Source organism: Pseudomonas sp. HP_14 (genome assembly GCF_055283875.1).
In genome coordinates this window covers 1-21,958 of sequence record NZ_JBTOQI010000008.1, presented here as the reverse complement: position 1 = coordinate 21,958, position 21,958 = coordinate 1, and the positions used below count along the sequence as shown (strand labels likewise).

The window sequence follows — 21,958 nt, the reverse complement described above, 5'->3', positions numbered from 1 at the left end:
CGCCAACCTTAACGTTGGGGACTGGCGGTGTGGATAGCCAATCCCCGGCGTTTCGAAGAGACCAATTACCTCAGTAAGCTTCACCGACAGCCAGAATGGTCGCCACTAATGCCTGGGCCCGGGGCACCAGGGTGTCCAGTTCCAGGTATTCGCGATCGGTGTGGACCTTGCCGCCCACCGGGCCGAGGCCACACAACGTCGGGATCCCCAGGCTGGCGGTGAAACCCGAATCCGCACAGCCACCAGTGAACTCGCCTTCAACACTGAAACCCAGTGTCTGCGCCTGCTTCTGATACATCGCCAACAAGCGGGTGCTGTGCTTCGCTTCCATGGGCAGGAAGGTTGTGGCTTCTTTTAGAACAGCGCTGGTACCGGGCAATTCTTCCTCGGCGACGATCCTCTGAATCGCTTCGAATATTTGATCCCAGTGTTTGAGCTCGATAAAGCGCACGTCGAGTTTGGCCCAAGCACTGGGCGCGACGGTGTTGCTGGAGGTGCCGCCGGACATCAAACCCACGTTGGTGGTGATGCCCGCCGGGTAATCGGTCAGGGCATGCAGTTTGACGATCTTGCGCGCAAGCGCCTCGATGGCGCTGGCGCCGTCGGCATGGTTGACCCCTGAGTGCGCGGCGCGGCCAGTGACTTCGATGATCAACGTGGCGCCGCCTTTACGCGCACTGACTACATTGCCGCTGGCCCTGCCGGGTTCGGTGTTGAGCACGGCACGAGCCGCACGCGCGGCGCTTTCGATATGGCCGCGAGCACTGCCGGAACCGATCTCCTCGTCGCCGGTGTATAGCACCTGAACCGGGTAGGGCAATTGCCCGGCGCGCTTCAGCGCCTTGAGGGCAAAGCAGTTAAGGACCAGACCGCCTTTCATGTCAGCCACACCGGGTCCGTAAGCAAGGGTGGCGTCCCGGCTGTAACCTCGGGTTGTGGTGGTGCCTTTGGGAAATACCGTGTCGCGATGGCCCAGCAGCAAGACCGGCTTGCCCGCTGCGCCGGAGACTTCGGCGAGCATCACATCACCAAACCCTTCCACTGGCATGCGCTCCAGCAGGATGCCGTCTGCTTCTAGTTCGGCCGCGAGCAGTGCGCCCACGGCATCGACACCGACTTTGTCGTAGCTGTTGGAGTCAGTGTCGACGATGCGTTGCAGCAGGGACTCCATCGCTTCGCCCTGGCCCGCAAGCCAGTCCAGCGCCTGTTGTCGAGCGTCGCTCATTTGGCCTGCTCCCGCTGTTGATGCTCTTGCGTCAATCGCGAAGCGTCGTTGCCAAGGTCCCAGAACAGCCCGGCCATGATTTGCAGGCTCTCTTTCACCACGGGGGCGAGCAAATGCTCGTTGGGCGCATGTTGCGAGCAGGCGGGGTACGAATGCGGCACCCAAAGCGTCGGCAAGCCGAGTACGTCAGCGAAGACGTCGTTGGGCAGCGAGCCGCCCAGATTAGGCAGCAGAGCCGGTTTTTTGCCGGTGGTTTCGGCCAGGGAGTTCAGCGCCCAATCGACCCATGGACTTTGCGGGTCAAGACGGGTGGCGTTCATCATGTCGATGCGGCCCTGTTTGACTTCCACCTGAGTGAAACCGTGAGCATCCAGATGCGCGCGAACGGCCGGGATGAAGGTGTTGTAGTCGCTGTCCACTACAAAGCGGATATGGCAGTGGGCATTGGCCTTGCCGGGGATTGCATGCACGGGCGCATCGGGGTTGCCGGTCTTGAAGGCAATGACGTCGAGGGTGTTCCAGCCGAAGACTTTTTCGCTCAGGGTCAATTCGGGATTGCCCCAGTTCGGGTCGATTTCCGGGTCGCCAGGACCGCCACCGACTTCGATATCAGCCAGTGCCATCCGCACGGCTTCGGGTACTTCCTTGGGCATCAGCGCGGGAATTTTTACCCGGCCCTGTTGATCGACCATGCTGGCAATGGCGTTGGCCAAGATGATGCCTGGGTTGGACAGCAGACCGCCCCAGTTGCCGGAGTGGTGTGCGCCTTCGCGCAGGTTGACGCTCAGTTCGAAGTTGAACACGCCCCGCGAACCGAGAAAAATCGTCGGCCGTGAAGCCGCCAGACGCGGGCCGTCCGAGGCGATGAACACGTCCGCCTTGAGCTCTTCAGGGTGTGCTTCGCAGAACGCACGCAATCCCGGCGAGCCGTCCTCTTCGCCCATTTCCAGCAGCAGTTTGACATTGAAACCCAGCTTGCCGTCGCGTGCCTTGAGTGTCTGCTCCAGTGCCGTCAGGTTGATCAAGTGCTGACCCTTGTTATCGGCAGTGCCGCGCCCGTACCAGCGCTCGCCATCGACCTTGACCTCCCACGGCGACAGGCCTTCACGCCACTGTGCGTCATAGCCGTTGACCACGTCACCATGGCCATAACTGAGCACGGTTGGCAGTGCCGGGTCTTCGATACGGGTGGCGATCAGCAGCGGGCCGCGCTTGGGCAGCGGGTTGTCGTAGATCTGCACGCTGAAGCCCAGCGCTTCGACATGGGGCGTGATGAACTCCTTGAGGTAGCGATAGAGCTCCGGCAGCTGATCCGGAATCTGGCTTTCAGTGTGCAGGGCGACGCTGCGTTCGAGCAGGGACAGGAATGCGCCGTTGTCGAACTGCTCGGTGGTGTAGCTGATGGCCTGTGAACGACTCATGAGTGGACGAGCTCCAAAGTTTGGGCAGGACTGTCGTGGAGGTGGCAGCGTACTTTGCCGCCGATAATCGAATCATTGGCCGGGTAGGCCGTCTTGCAGGGCGCGAAACAGCTCGGGCAGCGCGGATGAAAAGCGCAACCGGACGGCGGCGACACAGGGTTAGGGAAAGTACCGTGCAGGCCGATGTCGGGAATGCCCAAACGCGGATCGGGCGTGAGCACCGAGTCCAGCAGAGCGCGGGTGTAGGGGTGGCCGGGTTCGGCGAACAAGGATTCACGGGTGCGCTCTTCGACGATACGCCCGAGGTACATCACCGCCACGCGATCAGCCAAATGTTCGATGACCGCCAGGTTGTGGCTGATCAGCAGGTAGGTCAGGCCGAATTCGCGCTTGAGGTCTTGCAGCAGGTTGAGGATCTGCGCCTGCACTGAAACGTCCAGCGCCGAGGTGGGTTCGTCGCAGATCAGCACGTCCGGGCGCATGATCAAGGCCCGGGCAATCGCTACGCGCTGGCGTTGGCCGCCTGACAGTTGGCTCGGGTAACTGTCGATCACGCGTTTGGGCAAGCCCACTACGTCGAGCATTTCTTCGGTCTTTTTGCGGCGCTCGGCAGTGGTGCCGATGTCATGCACGATCAGCGGCAGGGTGACGATTTCCCGCAGGGTCTTGCGTGGGTTCAGCGACGAGTACGGGTCCTGAAAAATCGGCTGGATATGCCGGGACATTTCCTTGCGATCGGTGGCTGCCAGATGTTTGCCATTGACCAGTACATCGCCGCTGGTTGGCGGCAGCAGGCCGAGCAGCATTTTCGCCAGTGTACTTTTGCCGCAACCGGATTCGCCGACAAGGCCCAGGGTTTCGCCGCGCATCAGGCGCAGCGATACACCATCGACAGCCTTGAGGGTGGCCGGGGCTTTGAAGAAGCCTTTGTTCATGCGGAACTCACGACGGATGTCGCACAGCTCAAGAGCGATGTCTTTTTTCATGACCGTGCACTCTCCATCTGCCGAATCGGCTCTGGCCCCGGCGCTGCAAACAGGCAGCGCGCCATGTGGCCGTCGCGCAGTATTTCGGGAATGTTCTGCGCGCAGGCATCAATGGCCTGACCGCAACGGTTACGGAACGCACAGCCTTGTTGCTCGCCGACCAGACTGGGCACCAGGCCAGGAATCGAGCCCAGCGCTTCGCCGGGCTTGGTCTTGCCGGGGATCGGAATACTCGCCAGCAAGCCCTTGGTGTAAGGGTGCTGCGGGTTTTCGAAGAGTTGCAGGGCGGGAGCGGTTTCGACGATTTCCCCGGCGTACATGACGGCCACCCGGTCGGCGATCCGCGCCACCAGACCCAGGTCGTGGGTGATGAAAATCACCGCCAGGCCGAACTCTTTCTGAATGTCGCGGATCAGGCGCAGGATTTGCGCCTGAATCGTCACGTCCAGCGCCGTCGTCGGCTCGTCAGCGATGATCAGTTCCGGTTCGCACATCAAGGCCATGGCGATGATTACCCGCTGGCGCAGGCCGCCGGAGAGCTGGTGCGGGTACTGACCGAGGCGTTCGGTGGCGTTGCTGATGCCAACTTTTTCCAGCATCTGCGCAGCACGGGTCAGCGCGTCTTTGCGTGACACCTTGCGGTGCTGGGTCAGTACCTCGCTGAGCTGATCGCCAATGCTGTAGGCCGGATTCAGCGAGGTCATCGGCTCCTGAAAGATCATCGCCAGCCGGTTGCCGCGCAGGTCGCACATGCGCCGTTCGCTCTGGGCGAGCATGTCGATGCCGTCCAGAGTCAGGCGGGCTGCGGTGCGTTTGGCCTTGCGCGGCAGCAGGTCCATTAGCGCCAGTGAGGTCAGGGATTTGCCGCAACCTGACTCGCCGACGATGCACAGCATCTCGCCGCGCTCGACTTCAAAATCCAGACCGCGCACGGCGTGCAGCATGTCATCCGGCGTCGGGCTGTTGCCCATGGGGATATCGACGCGCAGATTTTCAACGTGGAGTAGTGCCATGTTCGTGGCTCCTCTATCAGTTGCGGCCGTCGGGCAGGATCAGGTCGCGCAGACCATCGCCCACCAGGTTGATGCCCAGCACCAGAATCATCAGGGCGACGCCGGGAATGGCGATGACCCACGGGGAAAAGAACATGTAGGGTTTGCCTTCGGCGATCATCAGCCCCCACGATGGGGTGGGCGGTTGCACGCCGACACCGAGGAACGACAGCGCTGACTCCAGCAGGATCGCGTGGGCCATTTCCAGGGTGGCGACCACAATCAGCGCGCCGACCAGATTGGGCAGGATTTCGCTGGCCAGAATACGCAGGGTCGAGCAGCCCAGTGCCTGGGCCGAGGCGACGTATTCGGCATCACGAATCTGCTGCACCGACGCCCTGACGACGACTGCAAATCGATCCCACAACAGGCAACCCAGCAGCACGATCACGACTTTCAATGAGCCGCCCATCAGCGAGGCCGAAGCCAGTGCAACCATCACCACTGGCATCGCCAGGCGCGTAGTAATCAGATAGCTGATAAAAGCGTCGACCTTGCCGCCGTAGTAACCGGCGAGCAGACCCATGACCGTGCCGATGAAACCGGAAATCAACGCGGCGGCAACGCCGATGAACAGCGAGATACGCGCGCCGTAGAGGAGACGCGACAGGTAGTCACGTCCCAGCTTGTCGGTACCCAGTGGGTATTCCCATGTGCCGTTAGCCATCCAGACTGGCGGTTTCATGCGCAGCATCACGTCCTGGACATAAGGGTCGTAAGGCGCCAGCCATGGCGCAAACAGGGCGCCGATGAAGATGATCATCAGCAAGACCATGCCAATGGCAAAACCGCGATGGCGAAAGCTTTTGCCCAGTACCCGGCTTAGGCTGCTGGGGGGCGGCAGGTAGTCGTTGATGGCGAGAGGGGCGGCAGGTGTGCTCATGGGAGCCTCCGGTCAGCGCGGGAATGCATCTGAATGTAACTGGGCCTGTAGGAGCGAGCTTGCTCGCGATGCGGTTCATCAACTGAAAATTTGTTGCCTGACCTGACGCTATCGCGAGCAAGCTCGCTCCTACAGATCCAGTTGAGCCCGATGGAGCTGCGTGAATTCATGGACATGGCAAAGCCTCCTTAGCGCACACGAATGCGCGGGTCGAGCAGTGCGTTGAGCACGTCAGCCAGCAGCGTGAGGATGATGTAGATCACTGCGATCAGCAGGACCACGGCTTGCACCACGGGGAAGTCGTCGCGGGCGATGGCGTCCCAGGCGAGTTGCCCGACGCCTTGCAGGGAGAACACGGTTTCGATCACCACCGAACCGCCAAGCATGAAACCGAATTCCACTGCGGCCAGCGCCACCACCGGAATCAGCGCATTGCGCAGCGCGTGCTTGAACAACACCCGTGCCGGGCGCAAGCCTTTGGCGCGAGCCGTGCGGATGTAATCGGAATTGAGCACATCCAGCATGCCTGCGCGAGTCAGGCGCATGATGGCCGGCGTTGCGTAATAACCCAGAGCAATGGCAGGCATCACGAAGTGCAGGAACGTCGAGTTGCCTGAAACCGGTAGCCATTTCAGCGTGACGGCAAACACCACGATCAGCATCAGCGCAAACCAGAAGCTCGGCATCGCCTGGCCGAGTACGGCGATGCTCAAGGCCAGTCGATCAATCCAGGTGTCACGTTTGACTGCAGCGAGAACACCCAGCGGAATGGCAACCACCAAGGCAATGCCCAGCGCCATCGCACCCAGACTCAAGGTGATCGGCAAACGGCTGGCGATCAGGTTGTAGACCGATTCCTGAAAGAAAAAAGAATCGCCCAGATCAAGCCGCAGCAAGTCGCCCAGCCAGTTGAAGTACTGGGTTGGCAACGGTTTGTCCAAACCGTACTGCACGCGGATCTGTTCGATTTGTTCGCTGCTGGCTTCCGGCCCGCCAATGGCAGTGGCCAGGTCACCGGACAGGTGCAGAAGAGAAAAACTGATGATCGACACGGTAATCGCAACGCACACGGCGATGCCCAGACGACGCAGAAGGAACCCAAGCATGGCAAGTTTCCTCGTCCATTTGCTGAAAAGTTGGGATGTGCCATGGCGCAAATTGGCTGCGCCACGGCAACGGCGGTTGCGGGTTATTTCCAGCTGGACAGCACGAAGCGCGGCAACTCGTCCGGGTACGGCGTGAACTCAAGTTCCGAGGTGTAGGCGTAGTTCATCGAGTAGTTGAACAGCGGCGCCCAGTAGGCCTGCTCGCTGATGCGCTGCAACGCCTTGCGGTAGTTGTCCTTGCGCACTTGCGGGTCCAGGGCGTTGTCGGCGGTTTGCAGCCAGCCCTGGACTTGCGGGTCCTTGATGTTGTCGTCCGGGTTGCCTTTGAACCAGGTACCGGCTGAAGCGGAGGTATCGAGGATCGAGAACGAGCCCCAGGCCTGGAACGACATCGGCACTTTGCCGCCACGTTGCTGATCGCGCAGGGCGGCATATTTCAGGTAACGCAGCTTGGCGTTAATGCCGACTGCGCGCAGGTTGCCGATGATGGCTTCGACGTAATCACGGTCGCGGTAGGCGAAGATTTCTGTCTCGAAACCGTTCGGGTAACCGGCTTCAGCGAGCAGTGCTTTGGCTTTGGCCGGGTCATAGTTGTAGACCGTCGCCGCCGTGGTATCGCAACCGAACTGCCCTGGGTAGCACGCCACCTGCAACGGTTTGGCTTCACCACCCACCAGTTGCGAGGCCAGCCCGTCACGATTGATCGCGTGGTTGATCGCTTGACGCACCTTGAGGTTCTTCATCGGCGAGTTTTCGCTGGAGGTACCGCGAGCGTCGAGAATCAGGAAGCCGATACGCATGGTCTCGCCGCTGGTCACGGTCAGGTTCGGCATGCCTTTGAGGTTGACCGACTGATCCGGCGCCACGCGCCACACCCAGTCGACACCGCCGGTCATCAATTCGGCAAGACGAGTCTCGGCATCCGGGATCACCCGGAATTTGATGTGGCCGATGTGCGGCAGGCCTTGCGGGCTGTCTTTGAAGTAGTCCTTGTTGATGTCCATGGTCACGCCTTCACCGGCCACCACGGATACGGCTTTGTACGGGCCGGTGCCAATCGGTTTGCGGCTGAATTCGGCCATGCCGACTTTCTCGAAATAGTTTTTCGGAAACATCGGGACGGCGTTGGACAGGTATTCGAGGGCGGGCGGGAAAGGTTTTTTCAGGTGGAGGCGGACGCTGTAGTCGCCGGTTTTTTCGGCGCTCTTGATCCAGTCGACGTTTTGCACAGTAACGACTTTGGCTTCGGGCGACACGACGTAGTTGAGGGTGAACACCACGTCGTCGGCGGTGAATGCGTCGCCGTTGTGAAATTTGACGCCTTTGCGCAGTTCGAAATCGATAGTGGTGTCGTCGACCTGTTTCCAGCTGGTGGCCAGCATGGGTTTGTATTCGCCGCTTTTGGGATCGCGGTACACAAGGTTGTCCCAAATCAGGCGGCCGAGAATTACGCCTTCGCGCAGGTCGTTGTGATAAGGACTGATGTTTTCAGGTTCGCTGTCGGAAGCGTAAACCAGTGTGTCGTTGGCTTTACCGGCGTGGGCCGGGAAGCTGCTGATGGAGCCCAGCAGCGCAATACTGAAAGCGAAACCTTTGATGCCCATGCCGTCGTCTCCGTTGGCGAGAGTGGTTGAATCAAAGGGCAGCTGTTCGCAAATGCGGAAAGGAAATCAGGCAATGTTCTTTTTGGTGTGGACACGAATGTAGGCGATGGTTTACCAATGCCACAAGCACAATCTTTCGATACTTGCTTTGCCGAAAAGGCAATACATGGAGGTACTGATGCAGTTGTATGGCGTGCAGTCCACAGCCCTGCGCTATTTCCTTGAAGTGGCCCGCTGCGGTTCCATCAGCGAGGCCTCCATGCGCCTGAATGTCGCAGCCTCTGCAGTGAGTCGGCAGATAACCAAGCTTGAACTTGCTCTGGACGCCACGCTGTTCGAGCGGCGCGCCCGGGGGATGGTGCTCAGTGAGGCAGGCACGCGGCTGGCGGCTTATGCACGCAAATCGCAACTGGAAGCCGAGCAGGTGGTGCTGGAGATTACCGAGTTGCACGGCTTGCAACGCGGCCATGTGCACATCGCCTGTTCGGAAGGCTTTGCGCTGGATTACATGCCCCACAGCATCGCTGCATTCCGTCGCGAGTACCATGGGATTCACTTCACCCTTGAAGTGTGCGCACCGGCTGAAGCCACCGAGAAAGTCCGCTCCGGGGAGGCTGATCTGGCGCTGACGTTCAGCCTCACGCCGCAAAAGGAAATATGCGTCGAGCACGTCATGAGCGGAGCGATTTTTGCCGTGGTTGCCAATTCCCACCCGCTGGCCGGGCGTGAGGCCGTTAGCCTTGCCGAACTGCAGCCGTACCCCATTGCACTGCCAAGACCTGACACGACGCTGCGACAACTCTTCGATATCTGCTGCGGGGTGCAAGGCCTGATGTTCGAGCCAGTGCTGACCAGCAATTATATCGGCGCGCTGTACAGCTTTGTTCGTGAGGAAGGCGGCATCAGCCTTTCCAGCGAAATGACCCTGCACAAACAGGTGGTGGGCAAAGAGTTGCGCTGTTTGCCGATTCTCGATGAGGGCATGCAGGCGCGGCGAATCGAAATGCAAAGCATGGCCGGTCGAAATTTACCGGCCGCCGTGTCCGCCTTCAGGGATTTTCTGATCGCCGAGCTGGCGAAAACCGTTGGCGATTAAGCTGGCGGCGCTGGATGACACGTTCCCGAAGGGCGTCGTATGCCCAGTTGAAGATCAGGGTGTAAGGCAAAAACAGCAACAGTAGACCGATATCCAGCAGGAACGCTTCCAGCAGGCTGATCGACAGCCACCACGCTGCCAGCGGTACGATCACCAGAATCAGGCCGCTCTCGAAGCCCAACGCATGCAACATGCGGGTCCCCAATGACAGCTCGAAGCCCCATTTGCGGCGCAGGCCATCGAACATGGCGTTGAACAGCATGTTCCAGAGCATGGCCACGGTGGAAATCATGACGGTCATCGCGCCCATTTTCGCCAGCGAGTGACCCATTGCCCACGCGAGCAGCGGGGCAAATAACAAGACGCCGATAACTTCGAACAGAAGCGCGTGTAAGGCGCGTTCCTTGATGGATTTGGTTGGCATGAGTTGGCCTTTGGGTAGCTGACAGTTTTCGACTTGAAATGCATTCCCTGTGGGAGCAGAGCTTGCTCGCGATAAGGCTGGACGCGATAGGCCTGAGATCTACGGTGGGCTCATCGCGAGCAAGGTGGAGCGCCACCCCGGTCGCTCCCACAAGGCATAGGTGTTTGCTTTCGACGACGTGCATTGTCATCGGCCCCTGAGCTAAAGTGAAAATCGATTCCATCGGTAAAACCGATACGAGGTTCAGATGAGTTATTCCCCCGAAGCCCTTGAGGCTTTTGCCCAGACTGTCGCGCTGGGTTCTTTCAGCGCAGCGGCGCGGCGTTTGGGCAAAAGCCAGTCGACGATCAGCGAGGCTATTGCCCGTCTGGAGATTGACCTGGGTCTGGAGTTGTTCGACCGCTCTTCAAAGCATCCGGCTCTTACCGAGGCGGGCAGGGCCATGCTCGGGCGTATCGAGGACGTGTTGGCCGCTTCCGATAAGCTGCGCCGCGCTGCCGGGCGTCTGGCGGAGGGCGTGGAGCCGCGTCTGACGCTGGTGCTGTCCGACGCCAACCAGTTCGCAGATTTCGAAATCCGTATGGCTGAGCTTGATCAACGTTTCCCCGAGCTGGAGCTGGAGTGTGTATTTGCCGAGCACGGCGATGCCATCAGCCTCATCCAGTCAGGCCGCGCGTGTTTGGGGCTGCTGTCGGCTCAGGCCAGTTATCCCCCGGAAGTCGGCTACTCGACTATCGCCGAGCGCGCAGATTTCGGCCTGTTTGTGTCGCACAAACACCCGCTGGCTCAGCAGGATAAGGTCGATTACCAGCATCTGGCGCGGTACCGGGCGTTGCGCCTGAATACATTGGTGGATCAAAGCGTGCCCACCGATGATTTGCCCATCAGCGGTCATCGCCCATGGTCAGCCCCCAATTACTTGCTGCTCATGGACATGGCTGCTTTCGGGTTTGGCTGGGCGGCGTTGCCGCGCTGGCTGGTGTCCGGTTACGCCAGCGGCAAGCTCAAGGAACTGGACGTTCCGGGCTGGCCGCGCAGTTCGGCAGTGGATGTGATCTGGTCACGCCAGCGCAGCCTGGGGCCTGCCGGTGCCTGGTTGCTGGAGACCTTCACTCGTCACCGTGGCGAATAATGGGCATTAACGGGGCGCGTCTATATAGATGTGCGCGGTTTGAGGGCGAACAGCTGCGTTGCCTGCGCTTCGCGAATGAGTTCGCCCTCATCAAACAACATGCAACCTACCGGATTGAAATGCATTTTCTGTAGGAGCTGTGTTTGCCGCGAGACGGCGCGGTGCCACGGATATGGGGAGACCTGTGGGAGCGAATTCATTCGCGAAGGCGGTGTGACAGACGACGAAAAGTGATCAGTTCGCCTCTGGCACATCCGCCATAAAACTTTTGGGCAGTTCTGCATCGAACTCGGCCACCACGTCCCGGGTCAGGCTGACGATGTCTTCGACCAACTCCATCCCTGCGCCGGTACGCCAACTGGCGACAATGTCCATGATCGACGGCAGCGGGACGCCATTGACCAGGGTCAGTACGCCTTGAGCCAGTTCACCCCGGACCAGCGCGGCGGGCATTGCACCAATGCCGAAGCCGTCGCGCACCAGACGGGTGATGGCTGACGCAGAGTTCACGCAGTTGATTCGTGGCGAGACAATATTGGCGCTGTGCAGCATGTTGAGAATGTCCTGGTGTGGCCGTGAGTTACGCGAAAACGTCACGATGCGCTCCTGAGACAAATCATCCAGGCAGGTGTAGGGCCGGTCATAAACCGAGCCGACGGGCACGACCCAATGCATGGGGTAGCGGGTCAGCACGGCATTGCGCACGGTGTCGAAGCGCAACTCGTCAGTCTGGAAAATGATGTCCTGGTAGCCTTTTTCCAGTTGAGCGCAGAGGTTGCTGGCGGTGTCTGCGGTCAGCTCGATTTCCAGATTCGGGTAACACTTCATCAGCCTTGTTACCAACGGGCTGAGCCAGGTGTGTATGACCGTATCCATTGCGCCGATGCGGATCCGGCCACGGACCTGGCGTGGGTCTTTGATCGCTGCCTTCATGCTTTGCATGGTGTCCATGATGTGCTCGGCGTATTCCAGTACGCGCAAACCTTCGGACGTCAGCGACACACCCTTTGAATCCCGCACGAACAGGCGAACCCCCATTTCCTCTTCCAGCGCCGCGATACGGCTGGAGATAGAGGCCTGGGTGCTGAACAGTTTTTCCGCTGTCAGCCGGAAACTTTTGAGGCGCGCTACCCAGACGAAGGTTTCCAGAAATTTGAGGTTCACCGGGTCGATTCCTTGAGGCGCGTAAGGACTGACAAGTGCTGCACGTTGCATGAAAACCGTGTGCAGGGTGTCAGGAAAGTGCCCTGAAAGTGCAGGTTATATGCCAGCGACGATAAAGAAATTCTTATGGGGTATAGCGGTTTTTTCCCGTTGGACGTGAGCGGTCGGGCTGCCGAAAGATTGCCCCGGAACGAGAAAGGTCGCCAGCGTGGTGCTCTTCACCGGGCTGTGTCAAACCTTCATTGCAGTGGACTGCGCCCACTGCACCTAACCAATAACTGCGCTCTGCCAGCAGTCGGTCAATTACCGCTGTGCGCTCATGGAGATCGTTTTCAATGAGCTACAACAATCAAAAATATCTGTGCGCAATATTGTTAGGCGGTACGACCCTGGGGTTTGGGGCCGGGGCTAACGCTGATTTCTTTGCTGACAGCAAAGGGGAGCTGGAGGCACGTAATTTCTACTTCAACCGGGATTTCCGGCAGACCGGCGCCAGGGACAAGGCAGAAGAGTGGGCGCAGGGTTTCATTGTGCGTCTGCAGTCAGGCTATACCCCGGGAACCGTGGGCTTCGGTCTGGATGCGCTGGGTATGGTCGGCTACAAACTGGATTCCGGTGATAGTACGGCGGGCAGTGGTTTGCTGCCTGCGGATCAGTCATCAGGTGGTTCTCAGGATGAATATTCAAAGCTGGGTCTGACCGCCAAGGCGAAGATATCCAGGACTGAACTGAAGGCCGGCACGCTGTTTTTTCGCAGCCCCATGGTTTCCTCCAACGACAGCCGTTTGCTGCCGCAGACTTTTCGGGGTGCGATGGTGACATCGCAGGATCTGGATAACTTCAAGTTTACCGGCGGCCATATCGACCGTATCAAGGCCAATAACTCTACGGACTTCACTGAGATGACCGCCAACCGTATCGGTGGCGTGAGCAATGATTTCAACTTTGGTGGTGGTGAATATCAAGTCACGCCACAACTGGCGATCAGTGCCCACTATGGTCAGCTTGAAAACATCTACAAGCAGTATTACGGCGGCCTGGTGCATGTCCTGCCGATGGGCGAAGGGCAGAGCTTGAAGACTGACCTGCGTTATTCGAAAAGCAGTGAAGACGGTAGCTTTCGCGACATCGATAACCGCGCGTTGGGTTCGATGTTCACCTATAAACTCAAGGCTCACGCGTTCGGTATCGGCTATCAGCGCATGAGTGGCGACGATCCTTTCCCTTACATCTCTGGCAGCGATCCGTTTCTGGTCAACTTCATCCAGGTCGGCGATTTCGCCAACATTGACGAGCGTTCGTGGCAGGCCCGCTATGACTACGACTTCGCAAGTGTGGGCTTGCCTGGCCTGACGTTCATGACGCGTTATGTGTCGGGTGACAACGTCGAGCGTGCGGCGGGTGGGGAGGGCAAGGAGTGGGAGCGCAACACCGACGTGGGTTACGTGTTCCAGAGTGGTACCTTGAAAAATCTGGGGCTCAAATGGCGTAACGCAACCGTTCGTTCCAATTTCGGCAACGACCTGGATGAGAACCGCCTGATCGTCAGCTACACCATGCCGCTCTGGTAGGGCCGAAGTTGGCCTGATTGCTGCGTTCAGAGCAGCCTGAGCAAATGGATGAACCCAGCCCCTACAGGTCCAATGTTTGCCGCGAGACAGCGCGGTGCCATGGATACCGGGGCAGTTCAGAGTTGCCGCGTTCAACGTAACAAGCCTTTTTACATCATCACAATAACGAGATTCCAATCATGCAAACCGCTATCAACCTCTGGCCGCTATTAGGCGTGCTGGTCATCATCATTGGCTTTGTGCTGCGCTTCAATCCGATGCTGGTCGTCGCGCTGGCGGCTATCGCCACCGGTTTTGCTGCGAGCATGCCGCTGGAAACGATCCTGGCAACCATCGGCACCGGGTTCATCAAGACTCGTACATTGCCGCTGATCATTTTGCTGCCGTTGGCGGTGATTGGCCTGCTGGAGCGTCATGGCCTGCGTCTGCATTCCCAGAACTTCATTGCCCGCTTCAAAAGTGCCACGGTGGGGCGGCTGTTGATTGGCTATCTGTTCATTCGTGAAACCGCAGCAGCGGTCGGGTTGACCAGCCTGGGCGGGCACCCGCAAATGGTTCGTCCGTTGCTGGCGCCCATGGCTGAGGGCGCTGCCGAGGCGCGTTTCGGCAAGTTGCCTGAAGCGCTACGGGTCAAGCTGTTGGCGTTGTGCGCAGCGACTGACAACGTGGGGCTGTTTTTCGGCGAAGATATATTTGTCGCGTTTGGTGCTATCGCCCTGATGCATACCTTCCTGCTGGGTTCCGGAGTTGATGTCGAGCCGATCCATATCGCGTTGTGGGGGATACCGACTGCGATCTGTGCCTTCATCATTCACTCGATCCATTTGAGCCGTTTCGATCGTCGCCTGAATCGTGAGTTGCAACCTGTGACGCCATCCGCCCCGGCTGCTACTTCGCAGGAGAGCTTGTCATGATCATTTCCATTCAATACCTGTATTGGCTGGCCGGTGTCATTCTGGCGATTACCTCGGTGCTGACCTTCACCGATCGCACCAACCCCAAGCGCTGGAGTACCGGGCTGTTCTGGGGGTTGTTCGCCATCGCGTTTCTGGTCGGTGAGCGGCTGCCGCCGGTGCTGGTGGGTATCGGTGTTCTGGTCATGGCGGCCATCGCCGGTTTTGGCGGCGTCGGTTTCGGCAAGCATGGCGAGTTGCCGGACAAAGAGCGTCGTGCCAGTGCAGGGCGTCTGGGCAGCAAGCTGTTCATCCCCGCGTTGGCGATTCCTCTGGTGACGGTGATCGGTGCGGTGTTCCTGAAGAACATCAAGATTGGCGGCGTACCCCTGCTTGATCCGGCCAACAGCACCTTTGTTTCACTGGGGCTGGGCTGTCTGATTGCTCTGGCGCTGGCTTGCTGGCTGACACGTGACACGCCGGTGCAAGCGATGCGTGAGTCCCGTCGTTTGACCGAGGCCTTGGGCTGGGCGCTGGTCTTGCCGCAAATGCTGGCGATGCTGGGGCTGCTGTTCAACGACGCGGGTGTCGGCAAAGCGGTGGCGCACCTGGCAACCAACTACATCAACCTCGACTTCAAGCTGGTGGCTGTGTCGGTTTATGTGTTGGGTATGGCTTTGTTCACCATCGTCATGGGTAACGGCTTCGCGGCGTTCCCGGTCATGACCGGCGGCATTGGTGTTCCGGTGCTGATCGGCATGTACGGCGGTAACCCGGCGGTGATTGCCGCGATTGGCATGTTCTCCGGTTATTGCGGGACCTTGATGACGCCCATGGCGGCAAACTTCAATATCGTCCCGGCGGCGCTGCTTGAATTGCCGGACAAGTACGCGGTGATCAAGGCGCAGATTCCTACTGCACTGCCGTTGCTGCTGGTCAACATCCTGTTGCTGTACTTCCTGATGTAATAAGCGAATGCCCGTAGCACAGGCCTCGTGCCGCAGTCTTCCAGATTGAACCCTGTCCTGTAGGAGCTCACCGAGGTTACGAGGCCAGAGATAGCGGAGTGTCAGAAAAACCGCCATCGCTGGCCTCGTAACCTCGGTGAACTCCTACAGATCCAATGTTTGCTGTGCGACAGCGCTGTGTCTGGAACAGGCCCTTGGCGTTGTGTTTGCGGGCTGTATTAGGATGGTCGTCCATTCGGTGACCGAGCGCTGAACATGTCCGCTGTAGACATTGTTTCTGTACAACCTGAAGACATCCCCTCTGCGGTGGAATTCGTCCTGCGTGCCCGCGCGCAGATCTTCCCGATGCTTGACCCGACAGTAATCCCCGCGGACCTTGCACAGTTTGCCGAAGTGTACAGCGAGGAGGGTGGTGGCCGTTTTCTGGTCGCGCGCCGCGATGGGGAAATCGTCGCGGCAATCGGTTATTTGCCATACGACGGTCGATTCCCTCAACTGGATTACGGGCAACGCACAGTAGTGGAAATCGTCCGGTTGTTCGTGATCCCGGAGTTTCGCCGTTCAGGGTTGGCGACCACGATCTATCTGGCGCTTGAAGCGTGCGCCCGACAGCAGGGCATCGACGTGCTTTACCTGCACACCCATCCGTTTCTACCGGGTGCGATTGGCTTCTGGGAGCGGCAGGGTTTCAGGGTTGTGGATGTGGAAAGCGATCCGGTCTGGCAGACGACGCATATGGAATTCGGGTTGGTCCAGGTTCAAGGCCGGTGCGAGATCCCTTACGGTGCCAGGACGGGCACCGCGATCTAAAGTGAGTTGTGCCCGGCTTTATCGCGAGCAAGCTCTGCTCCCACAAGGGTTATGACCTGAAGCGCAATATCTGCGTGCCGTCGTACGGGTCTGTGAGGTAGTGCGCCTCCACGCCGAAGGTCTCGCGCAACAGTTCGCAGGTCAGCACTTCGGACGGTACGCCAATGGCGATCAGCTCGCCTTTGTCCATGACCGCCAGACGATCACACGCCAGGGCTTGATTGAGGTCGTGCAAGGCAATCAGGGTGGTAACCGGCAGTGACCTCACCAGACCCAGGATGCTCAGTTGATGCTGAATATCCAGGTGGTTGGTGGGTTCATCCAGCAACAGGATTTGTGGACGCTGGGCCAGCGCGCGGGCGATGTGCACGCGTTGCCGTTCGCCCCCCGACAAGCTATGCCAGGCACGCTTGGGCTTGTCGGCCATGTCCACGTCGCGCAGCGCCTGCTGAACGATGTCATTGTCTGTGGCTGACCATGGCTCCAGCGCGGAAAGCCATGGCGTACGACCCAGCTCTACAGCATCCAGCACGGTGATCGCATCGGACGTTTCAGCTTGCTGTTCGACAACCGCAATCATCTGCGCGACATCGCGACGCTTCATGTCGGCAAGGGCAACACCGTTAAGGTGAATCTCGCCACTGGCGGGGATCTGGATCCCTGAAAGCAGCTTCAACAGGCTGGACTTCCCTGAACCGTTGGGGCCGATCAATCCAAGGGTTTCACCACGTCGTAGCTGCAACGCGACATCGCGGACAATGGGTACCCCTTTGATCGACCAGTTGAGGCCGCTGCAGGACAGTACGTTGCGGTCGATGTCGGCGATCGGCTGCTTCGGATTGCTCATCGGCCCCCCTTGGCTTTTATCAGGATCACGGCGAAGACCGGCGCGCCGATCAGGGCAGTAATCACTCCGACCGGTAATACCTGGCCCTTGATTGCCGTGCGAGACAGAACGTCGGCGGCAATCAGGAATACCGCTCCGGCCAGCGCACTGATCGGGATCAGTCGTCCGTGGCGCACACCGACCAGCAGGCGCGCTGCATGAGGCACCACTAAGCCGACGAAACCGATAGAACCGACCAGCGACACCATCACTGCTGTCACCAGTGCCACGGTGGCAATCAATATCACCTGGACCCGACGCACCGGGATGCCCAACGCAGCCGCAGAGTCACTGCCGAACATGAAGGCGTCCAGCGAGCGACGGTGCCACAGGCAGACCGCCAGGCCGATCAACACCACCGGCACTGCCAGAGTGACCGATTGCCAGCGCACACCGCTGAGGTTGCCCAGCAGCCAGAACATGATGCCCCGCGCCTGCTCGGAGTTGGCCGACTTGGTAATCAGAAAAGAGGTCAGGGCGTTGAACAGTTGTGAACCGGCGATGCCTGCCAGGATGATCTGCCCGCTGCCACTGACTGCGCCGGTGCTGCGAGCGAGCAGGGCGACCAGCGCAAAAGCCGCCATGGCGCCTACAAATGCGCCCGCCGACAAGGAAATGGCACCTGCGCCGATACCGATGATTGCCACCAGCACCGCGCCGGTCGAGGCCCCTGCGGAAATGCCCAACAGGTAAGGATCGGCCAGCGGGTTGCGCAACAGTGACTGCAGGACCACACCCGAGATCGCCAGCCCGGCACCGCACGCTGCGGCAACCAGGGCGCGGGTCAGCCGGTAATTCCAGACGATGCCTTCGTCGATCGGGTCCAGTACGAAACCGGCGCCCCACAGTTTGTTGGCCAGTACCTGAAACACCAGCGACAGGCTGATCGGTGTTTCACCAATGGCAATACCGGCAATGATCGCCGCTATCAACACCACGAGCACCCAGGCGCCGTGCAGGCAGATCTTGCGTAACAGGCGACTGGCGAACTGCGCTGTCATGGGTGCAGGTCAAACTTGTCGATGGCGCCTGCCAGTTCATCGATACCGTTGAAGGTGCGAATGGTCGCTTCCATGGCCTGGGCATCAAGAATCACGATGCGGTTGTGCTTCACGGCGTCCATGTTTCGAGTGACCGGGTCGGACTTGAGGAATTCCAGTTTTTTCTGGAAGTCATCAGCCGGGAAGCGGCGACGGTCCATCCGTGCCAGAACCAGAATGGTCGGGTTGGCCTTGGCGATGGTTTCCCATCCTACAGTTGGCCATTCTTCATCGGACTGCACGATGTTGCGTAGGCCCAGGGTGTCCATCATGAATGCCGGGATGCCTTTGCGTCCGGCGACATAAGGATCGACGTTCAGGTCTGCGCTGGAGAACCAGAAGACGGCCGAGGCGTCTTTCAGGTGTTTGCCTTTGACGCTGGCCTGAGCCTTGGCAAGACGTGCTTGCAGTTCGGTGTTCAATTCGTTGCCACGAGCCTGGACATCAAAGATCTGTGCCAGTTGGTCGACGGTCTTGTACAGGCTGTCGATCGAGAATGGGCGCAGACGCGTGCCATCGGCACCGACCAGGTTGTCCTTGCCTTCGCAGTCTGATGGCATGAGGTAGGTCGGGATTTTCATTTCGCTGAACTGCTGGCGAGTACCGACCACGCCCTGTGGACCGACCATCCATTCAAACTGGACGGCAACCAGTTCAGGGCGCTTGTTGATCACGGCTTCGAAGCTTGGATCGTTATCGGCCAGACGCGGGATTTTTGCGTTCTGTTGTTCGAACTGTGGCAGCACATTGTTGAACCACAGCGAGGTCCCGACCACTTTGTCGGCCAGTCCAAGGGAGTAGAGGATCTCGGTCGCAGACTGGCCAATGGTCACGGCTTTGCCGGGAGCCTTGGCGAAGGTCAGCGGCACGCCGCAGTTGTCGAGGGTAAGCGGGTAGTGGGTACTGAGGGCGGGGCTGGCAGCCAGGCTCAGCGCAGAGAAACCCAGGCCAGCGAGCACTACAGCAAAACGAGGTAAAGACATGAAAAACGATCTCCATTCGAACGGTTATCCGCACGATGGTGTTCTGGCTGGATACACATCACGACCGCTGCTGTTGATGGTTCGGCAGGGGTTGATCAGTCACGGCGCTGCCACCGTTCTGACGGATGTACTCCCCGGACACCCCGCCGGTGGGTCAGTTGCCAGGAGCCACATGCATTCGATGCAGTGACGCCCTGATGTCGGCAGGTCTCCTGACTGGCGCTTCATCGCCGCGCTCCGGCCTTCCCGGGTGATGACCCAGTGGCATTGATGGAGCAGGGCTCAGCACCTACAGTTGCGGGGGCAGTTCCGGTTGATGCCTCGGGGGCATCACGGATTCCCTATTAATCCCGTTTGGAAACCGACGGGCGGCATGGTAATGGATATGCTCAAAAGAGTGGGGATTTTTACTGCGCCGGTCGCCCTCGGATATTTTTTTATCGTACGTTTGGGCGGGGCAGCGCATGATGCAAACGGCAACGGGTCGGGAGTAATCACCGCGCACGGGTGAACCTTCTCGCCTGATGGCCGGTCGATAGTGCAATCTATACGCTGTTCCCGGTTTGTCACGGCTGGTAATAAAAGACAGAAACAGCCCTTGGCCACGCCTACACTGGTCCGCTACATCTTCTGGAGACATTTTCCTGTGATATCGACTCAACGAGTGGCCTGGCTGAAAGCCTGGGGTGCCCACGGTTTTACCGCCACCGGCGTGGTCATCGCATTCCTTGCGACCATTGCCCTGTTCGATAATCAGGCCAAGGCCTGCCTGTTGTGGCTGGGGCTGGCGCTGGCAGTGGACGGCGTGGATGGCTCGCTGGCGCGCAAATTCAATGTGCAGTCGGTGCTACCGGGTTTTGACGGTTCGGTGCTGGACCTGGTGATTGATTACCTCACTTACGTGTTTATCCCGGCGCTGTTCATTTACAGCTATATCCCGCTGCCGCCTTATACGCTGCTGCTGAGCACGGCGATCATTCTGATTTCATCGCTTTTCTGTTTCTGCAATCTGGAGATGAAGAGCAAGGACAATTACTTTCAGGGCTTCCCGGCAGCGTGGAATGTGGTCGCATTGTGCCTGTACATCATTCAGCCGACCCCGTGGGTGACCTTCCTGACGATTATCGGTCTGGCATTGCTGACCGTGACGCGCATGAAGTTCCTGCATCCTTTCCGGGTGCGTCGTTTCATGCCGTTGAATATCCTGGTGACCACCGTATGGCTGATCACCAGCGCCTTGCTGATCATCAATCATCCGCACAACGGGCCTGTGGTGATGGGGGTGTGGTTCACGATGTCGGCTTACTTCATCGGCATCTGCCTGTGGCGGACGTCGCTGGAGTATTGGGGTAAGTGGCGGGCTTGATGGGCTAGCCGCACAGCCTTCATCGCGAGCAAGCTCGGCTCCTACAGGATCGCGCTAAACCTGTAGGAGCCGAGCTTGCTCGCGATATCGGTTCAGCAGGCAATGGATTTCCAACGATTCTCCCCACCCAATACCGACTATCAAGAGCAGTGATTTCTGCGTAAACGCCGCCGGGCGTAACCTTTGTTCATTCCCGAAATGAACCCGATCCCGGAGGCTCTCATGAACCGCATTTACGCTTTTGCCCTGTTGTTGACCGTTGCAGTTGTCTCCGGTTGCTCCACTCACCACGCCGTTGAACTGCGTCCTTACACTGCCGAGGAAACTCATCAGTTGGCCCTGGAAGATTTGAATCGCCGTGGTCTTTCCTTTGATGAGTATCAGGTCGCCAAAGCAAAACTGTTGGCCGAGCCGCAAATGCAAGCCGTGCGCGACTTCGATAATCGCGGCGAGATCAGCGCTGAGAACGTACAGGCTAGTCAGGATCGCCAAGGTTGATGGTTTAAGTACAGTGATGGACGAAACTGTTTTCGTTCAAAACTGTACCGGTTGTATTTTCGTCTGACTGTTCGTGTGTTTCTGGTTGCCGATTCGATAGGGTGAAGGCCTGCCCTTTAGATGTCTGGATCGCTCCATGCCGTTCTCCCTTGACCTGCTGCTCGCTTTTGCGTTGTTCGCCTTTGTCACGTCCATCACGCCCGGTCCTAACAACATGATGCTGCTGGCCTCGGGGGTGAATTTCGGATTCAGCCGGACTGTGCCGCATATGTTGGGGATCAGTTGCGGGTTTTTCAGCCTGGTACTGGCGGTCGGTCTTGGACTGGGCGCTGCTTTTCAGACTTATCCGCTGCTGTACACCATCCTGCGTTACGTCGGCGCTGCCTATTTGTTGTATCTGGCGTGGAAGATCGCCACTTCAGGTCCGGCCTCGGATGCTTCGGGCGCAGAGAGCAAACCACAGACCTTCATGCAGGCTGCCCTGTTTCAGTGGGTTAATCCCAAGGCTTGGGTCATGGCTGTGGGCGCGATCAGTACCTACACACCGTTGCAGGGGTACTTCACCAATGTTGTGATCATCTCGGCGGTATTTGCGCTGATCAACCTGCCAAGCGTCGGTGTCTGGGCAGGGTTTGGCAGCCTGCTGCGTAACGCGCTGCGTGATCCGTTCTGGTTGCGGTTGTTTAACGGGGTAATGGCAGTACTGCTGGTGGTTTCGTTGTATCCGATGCTGAAGGGGTAATGGCCTGAAGTCTTACGCCATTCAAATGTGGGAGCCGAGCATTGGCCCGCGTGAAGCGGCGCGGGTGGGGTTTTTTAACACCACGCCCGAAAACCCCCCCACCGCGGC

General features: G+C 59.0%; 22 protein-coding genes and 1 riboswitch. Of the genes, 10 read left to right on the top strand and 12 right to left on the bottom strand.

Going from position 1 to position 21,958, the window contains the following annotated elements; all coding sequences use genetic code 11:
- Window positions 1-70 precede the first annotated feature (70 nt).
- The 7 genes from ACYASS_RS07695 to ACYASS_RS07665 all read right to left on the bottom strand — a co-directional run bounded on the left by ACYASS_RS07695 (window position 71) and on the right by ACYASS_RS07665 (window position 8,277).
- Window positions 71-1,225 carry a M20 family metallopeptidase gene (locus tag ACYASS_RS07695; RefSeq protein WP_463585688.1) on the bottom strand — a complete coding sequence of 385 codons (1,155 nt, stop codon included), beginning with the start codon at window positions 1,223-1,225 and terminating at the stop codon, window positions 71-73.
- Window positions 1,222-2,646 carry a M20 family metallopeptidase gene (locus ACYASS_RS07690; RefSeq protein WP_463585687.1) on the bottom strand — a complete coding sequence of 475 codons (1,425 nt, stop codon included), beginning with the start codon at window positions 2,644-2,646 and terminating at the stop codon, window positions 1,222-1,224. Before ACYASS_RS07690 ends, ACYASS_RS07695 begins: the two co-directional genes overlap by 4 nt.
- A complete protein-coding gene (locus ACYASS_RS07685; RefSeq protein WP_463585686.1) occupies window positions 2,643-3,632 on the bottom strand; it encodes an ABC transporter ATP-binding protein in 990 nt (329 codons plus the stop codon). Before ACYASS_RS07685 ends, ACYASS_RS07690 begins: the two co-directional genes overlap by 4 nt.
- Complete coding sequence (locus ACYASS_RS07680) at window positions 3,629-4,645, bottom strand: ABC transporter ATP-binding protein (RefSeq protein WP_463585685.1); 1,017 nt, start codon at window positions 4,643-4,645, stop codon at window positions 3,629-3,631. The genes ACYASS_RS07685 and ACYASS_RS07680 overlap by 4 nt, the downstream gene beginning before the upstream one ends.
- 16 nt (window positions 4,646-4,661) lie before the next feature.
- Entirely contained in the window at window positions 4,662-5,567 is a 906-nt protein-coding gene (locus tag ACYASS_RS07675) for an ABC transporter permease (protein WP_099267225.1), read from the bottom strand.
- A 188-nt stretch (window positions 5,568-5,755) separates the two neighbouring features.
- Window positions 5,756-6,673: an ABC transporter permease gene (locus tag ACYASS_RS07670; RefSeq protein WP_027902510.1), complete on the bottom strand. Its 918-nt coding sequence runs from the start codon at window positions 6,671-6,673 to the stop codon at window positions 5,756-5,758.
- A gap of 83 nt (window positions 6,674-6,756) precedes the next feature.
- A complete protein-coding gene (locus tag ACYASS_RS07665) occupies window positions 6,757-8,277 on the bottom strand; it encodes an ABC transporter substrate-binding protein (protein ID WP_243248568.1) in 1,521 nt (506 codons plus the stop codon).
- A gap of 178 nt (window positions 8,278-8,455) precedes the next feature.
- On the opposite strand from ACYASS_RS07665, the gene ACYASS_RS07660 reads away from it, so the two are divergent.
- Window positions 8,456-9,373, top strand: coding sequence for a LysR substrate-binding domain-containing protein (locus ACYASS_RS07660; RefSeq protein WP_463585684.1), 918 nt, complete (start codon window positions 8,456-8,458; stop codon window positions 9,371-9,373).
- Here the strand turns inward: ACYASS_RS07660 and ACYASS_RS07655 are convergent.
- The gene (locus ACYASS_RS07655) at window positions 9,327-9,797 is read right to left on the bottom strand and encodes a multidrug/biocide efflux PACE transporter (protein ID WP_463585683.1); all 471 of its coding nucleotides are present in this window, start codon (window positions 9,795-9,797) and stop codon (window positions 9,327-9,329) included. The genes ACYASS_RS07660 and ACYASS_RS07655 overlap by 47 nt on opposite strands.
- Before the next feature lie 247 nt (window positions 9,798-10,044).
- On the opposite strand from ACYASS_RS07655, the gene ACYASS_RS07650 reads away from it, so the two are divergent.
- Window positions 10,045-10,929, top strand: a complete 885-nt coding sequence (locus tag ACYASS_RS07650; protein WP_463585682.1) for a LysR family transcriptional regulator — start codon at window positions 10,045-10,047, stop codon at window positions 10,927-10,929.
- A gap of 234 nt (window positions 10,930-11,163) precedes the next feature.
- Here the strand turns inward: ACYASS_RS07650 and ACYASS_RS07645 are convergent, their stop codons facing one another.
- Window positions 11,164-12,093, bottom strand: a complete 930-nt coding sequence (locus ACYASS_RS07645) for a LysR family transcriptional regulator (protein ID WP_463585681.1) — start codon at window positions 12,091-12,093, stop codon at window positions 11,164-11,166.
- 335 nt (window positions 12,094-12,428) lie between these two features.
- On the opposite strand from ACYASS_RS07645, the gene ACYASS_RS07640 reads away from it, so the two are divergent.
- The 4 genes from ACYASS_RS07640 (at window position 12,429) to ACYASS_RS07625 (ending at window position 16,335) form a co-directional block, all read left to right on the top strand.
- Window positions 12,429-13,664: an OprD family porin gene (locus ACYASS_RS07640; RefSeq protein WP_463585680.1), complete on the top strand. Its 1,236-nt coding sequence runs from the start codon at window positions 12,429-12,431 to the stop codon at window positions 13,662-13,664.
- A 179-nt stretch (window positions 13,665-13,843) separates the two neighbouring features.
- A complete protein-coding gene (locus ACYASS_RS07635) occupies window positions 13,844-14,578 on the top strand; it encodes a DUF969 domain-containing protein (RefSeq protein WP_122663782.1) in 735 nt (244 codons plus the stop codon).
- A complete protein-coding gene (locus ACYASS_RS07630; RefSeq protein ID WP_122663781.1) occupies window positions 14,575-15,525 on the top strand; it encodes a DUF979 domain-containing protein in 951 nt (316 codons plus the stop codon). The genes ACYASS_RS07635 and ACYASS_RS07630 overlap by 4 nt, the downstream gene beginning before the upstream one ends.
- 255 nt (window positions 15,526-15,780) lie before the next feature.
- On the top strand, window positions 15,781-16,335 hold the full coding sequence (locus tag ACYASS_RS07625; protein ID WP_463585679.1) for a GNAT family N-acetyltransferase: 555 nt from the start codon (window positions 15,781-15,783) through the stop codon (window positions 16,333-16,335).
- Window positions 16,336-16,384: 49 nt separating this feature from the next.
- Here ACYASS_RS07625 and ACYASS_RS07620 read toward each other — a convergent pair whose 3' ends face one another.
- Genes ACYASS_RS07620 through ACYASS_RS07610 form a run of 3 tightly spaced genes read right to left on the bottom strand, consistent with a single transcriptional unit; the run spans window position 16,385 to window position 19,244 of the window.
- Window positions 16,385-17,182, bottom strand: coding sequence for an ABC transporter ATP-binding protein (locus ACYASS_RS07620; RefSeq protein ID WP_463585678.1), 798 nt, complete (start codon window positions 17,180-17,182; stop codon window positions 16,385-16,387).
- Entirely contained in the window at window positions 17,179-18,222 is a 1,044-nt protein-coding gene (locus tag ACYASS_RS07615) for a FecCD family ABC transporter permease (protein WP_463585677.1), read from the bottom strand. Before ACYASS_RS07615 ends, ACYASS_RS07620 begins: the two co-directional genes overlap by 4 nt.
- Entirely contained in the window at window positions 18,219-19,244 is a 1,026-nt protein-coding gene (locus ACYASS_RS07610) for an ABC transporter substrate-binding protein (protein ID WP_463585676.1), read from the bottom strand. The genes ACYASS_RS07615 and ACYASS_RS07610 overlap by 4 nt, the downstream gene beginning before the upstream one ends.
- On the opposite strand from ACYASS_RS07610, the gene ACYASS_RS07605 reads away from it, so the two are divergent.
- The 4 genes from ACYASS_RS07605 (at window position 19,243) to ACYASS_RS07590 (ending at window position 21,850) form a co-directional block, all read left to right on the top strand.
- On the top strand, window positions 19,243-19,434 hold the full coding sequence (locus tag ACYASS_RS07605; RefSeq protein ID WP_463585675.1) for a hypothetical protein: 192 nt from the start codon (window positions 19,243-19,245) through the stop codon (window positions 19,432-19,434). The genes ACYASS_RS07610 and ACYASS_RS07605 overlap by 2 nt on opposite strands.
- A riboswitch (cobalamin riboswitch) is annotated at window positions 19,430-19,625 on the bottom strand. (Overlaps the previous gene by 5 nt.)
- 265 nt (window positions 19,626-19,890) lie before the next feature.
- A complete protein-coding gene (gene pcsA / locus ACYASS_RS07600) occupies window positions 19,891-20,610 on the top strand; it encodes a phosphatidylcholine synthase (protein WP_463585674.1) in 720 nt (239 codons plus the stop codon).
- 222 nt (window positions 20,611-20,832) lie between these two features.
- Entirely contained in the window at window positions 20,833-21,108 is a 276-nt protein-coding gene (locus ACYASS_RS07595; RefSeq protein ID WP_243248559.1) for a hypothetical protein, read from the top strand.
- Between the two features lie 136 nt (window positions 21,109-21,244).
- The gene (locus ACYASS_RS07590; RefSeq protein WP_463585673.1) at window positions 21,245-21,850 is read left to right on the top strand and encodes a LysE family translocator; all 606 of its coding nucleotides are present in this window, start codon (window positions 21,245-21,247) and stop codon (window positions 21,848-21,850) included.
- Window positions 21,851-21,958 lie beyond the last annotated feature (108 nt).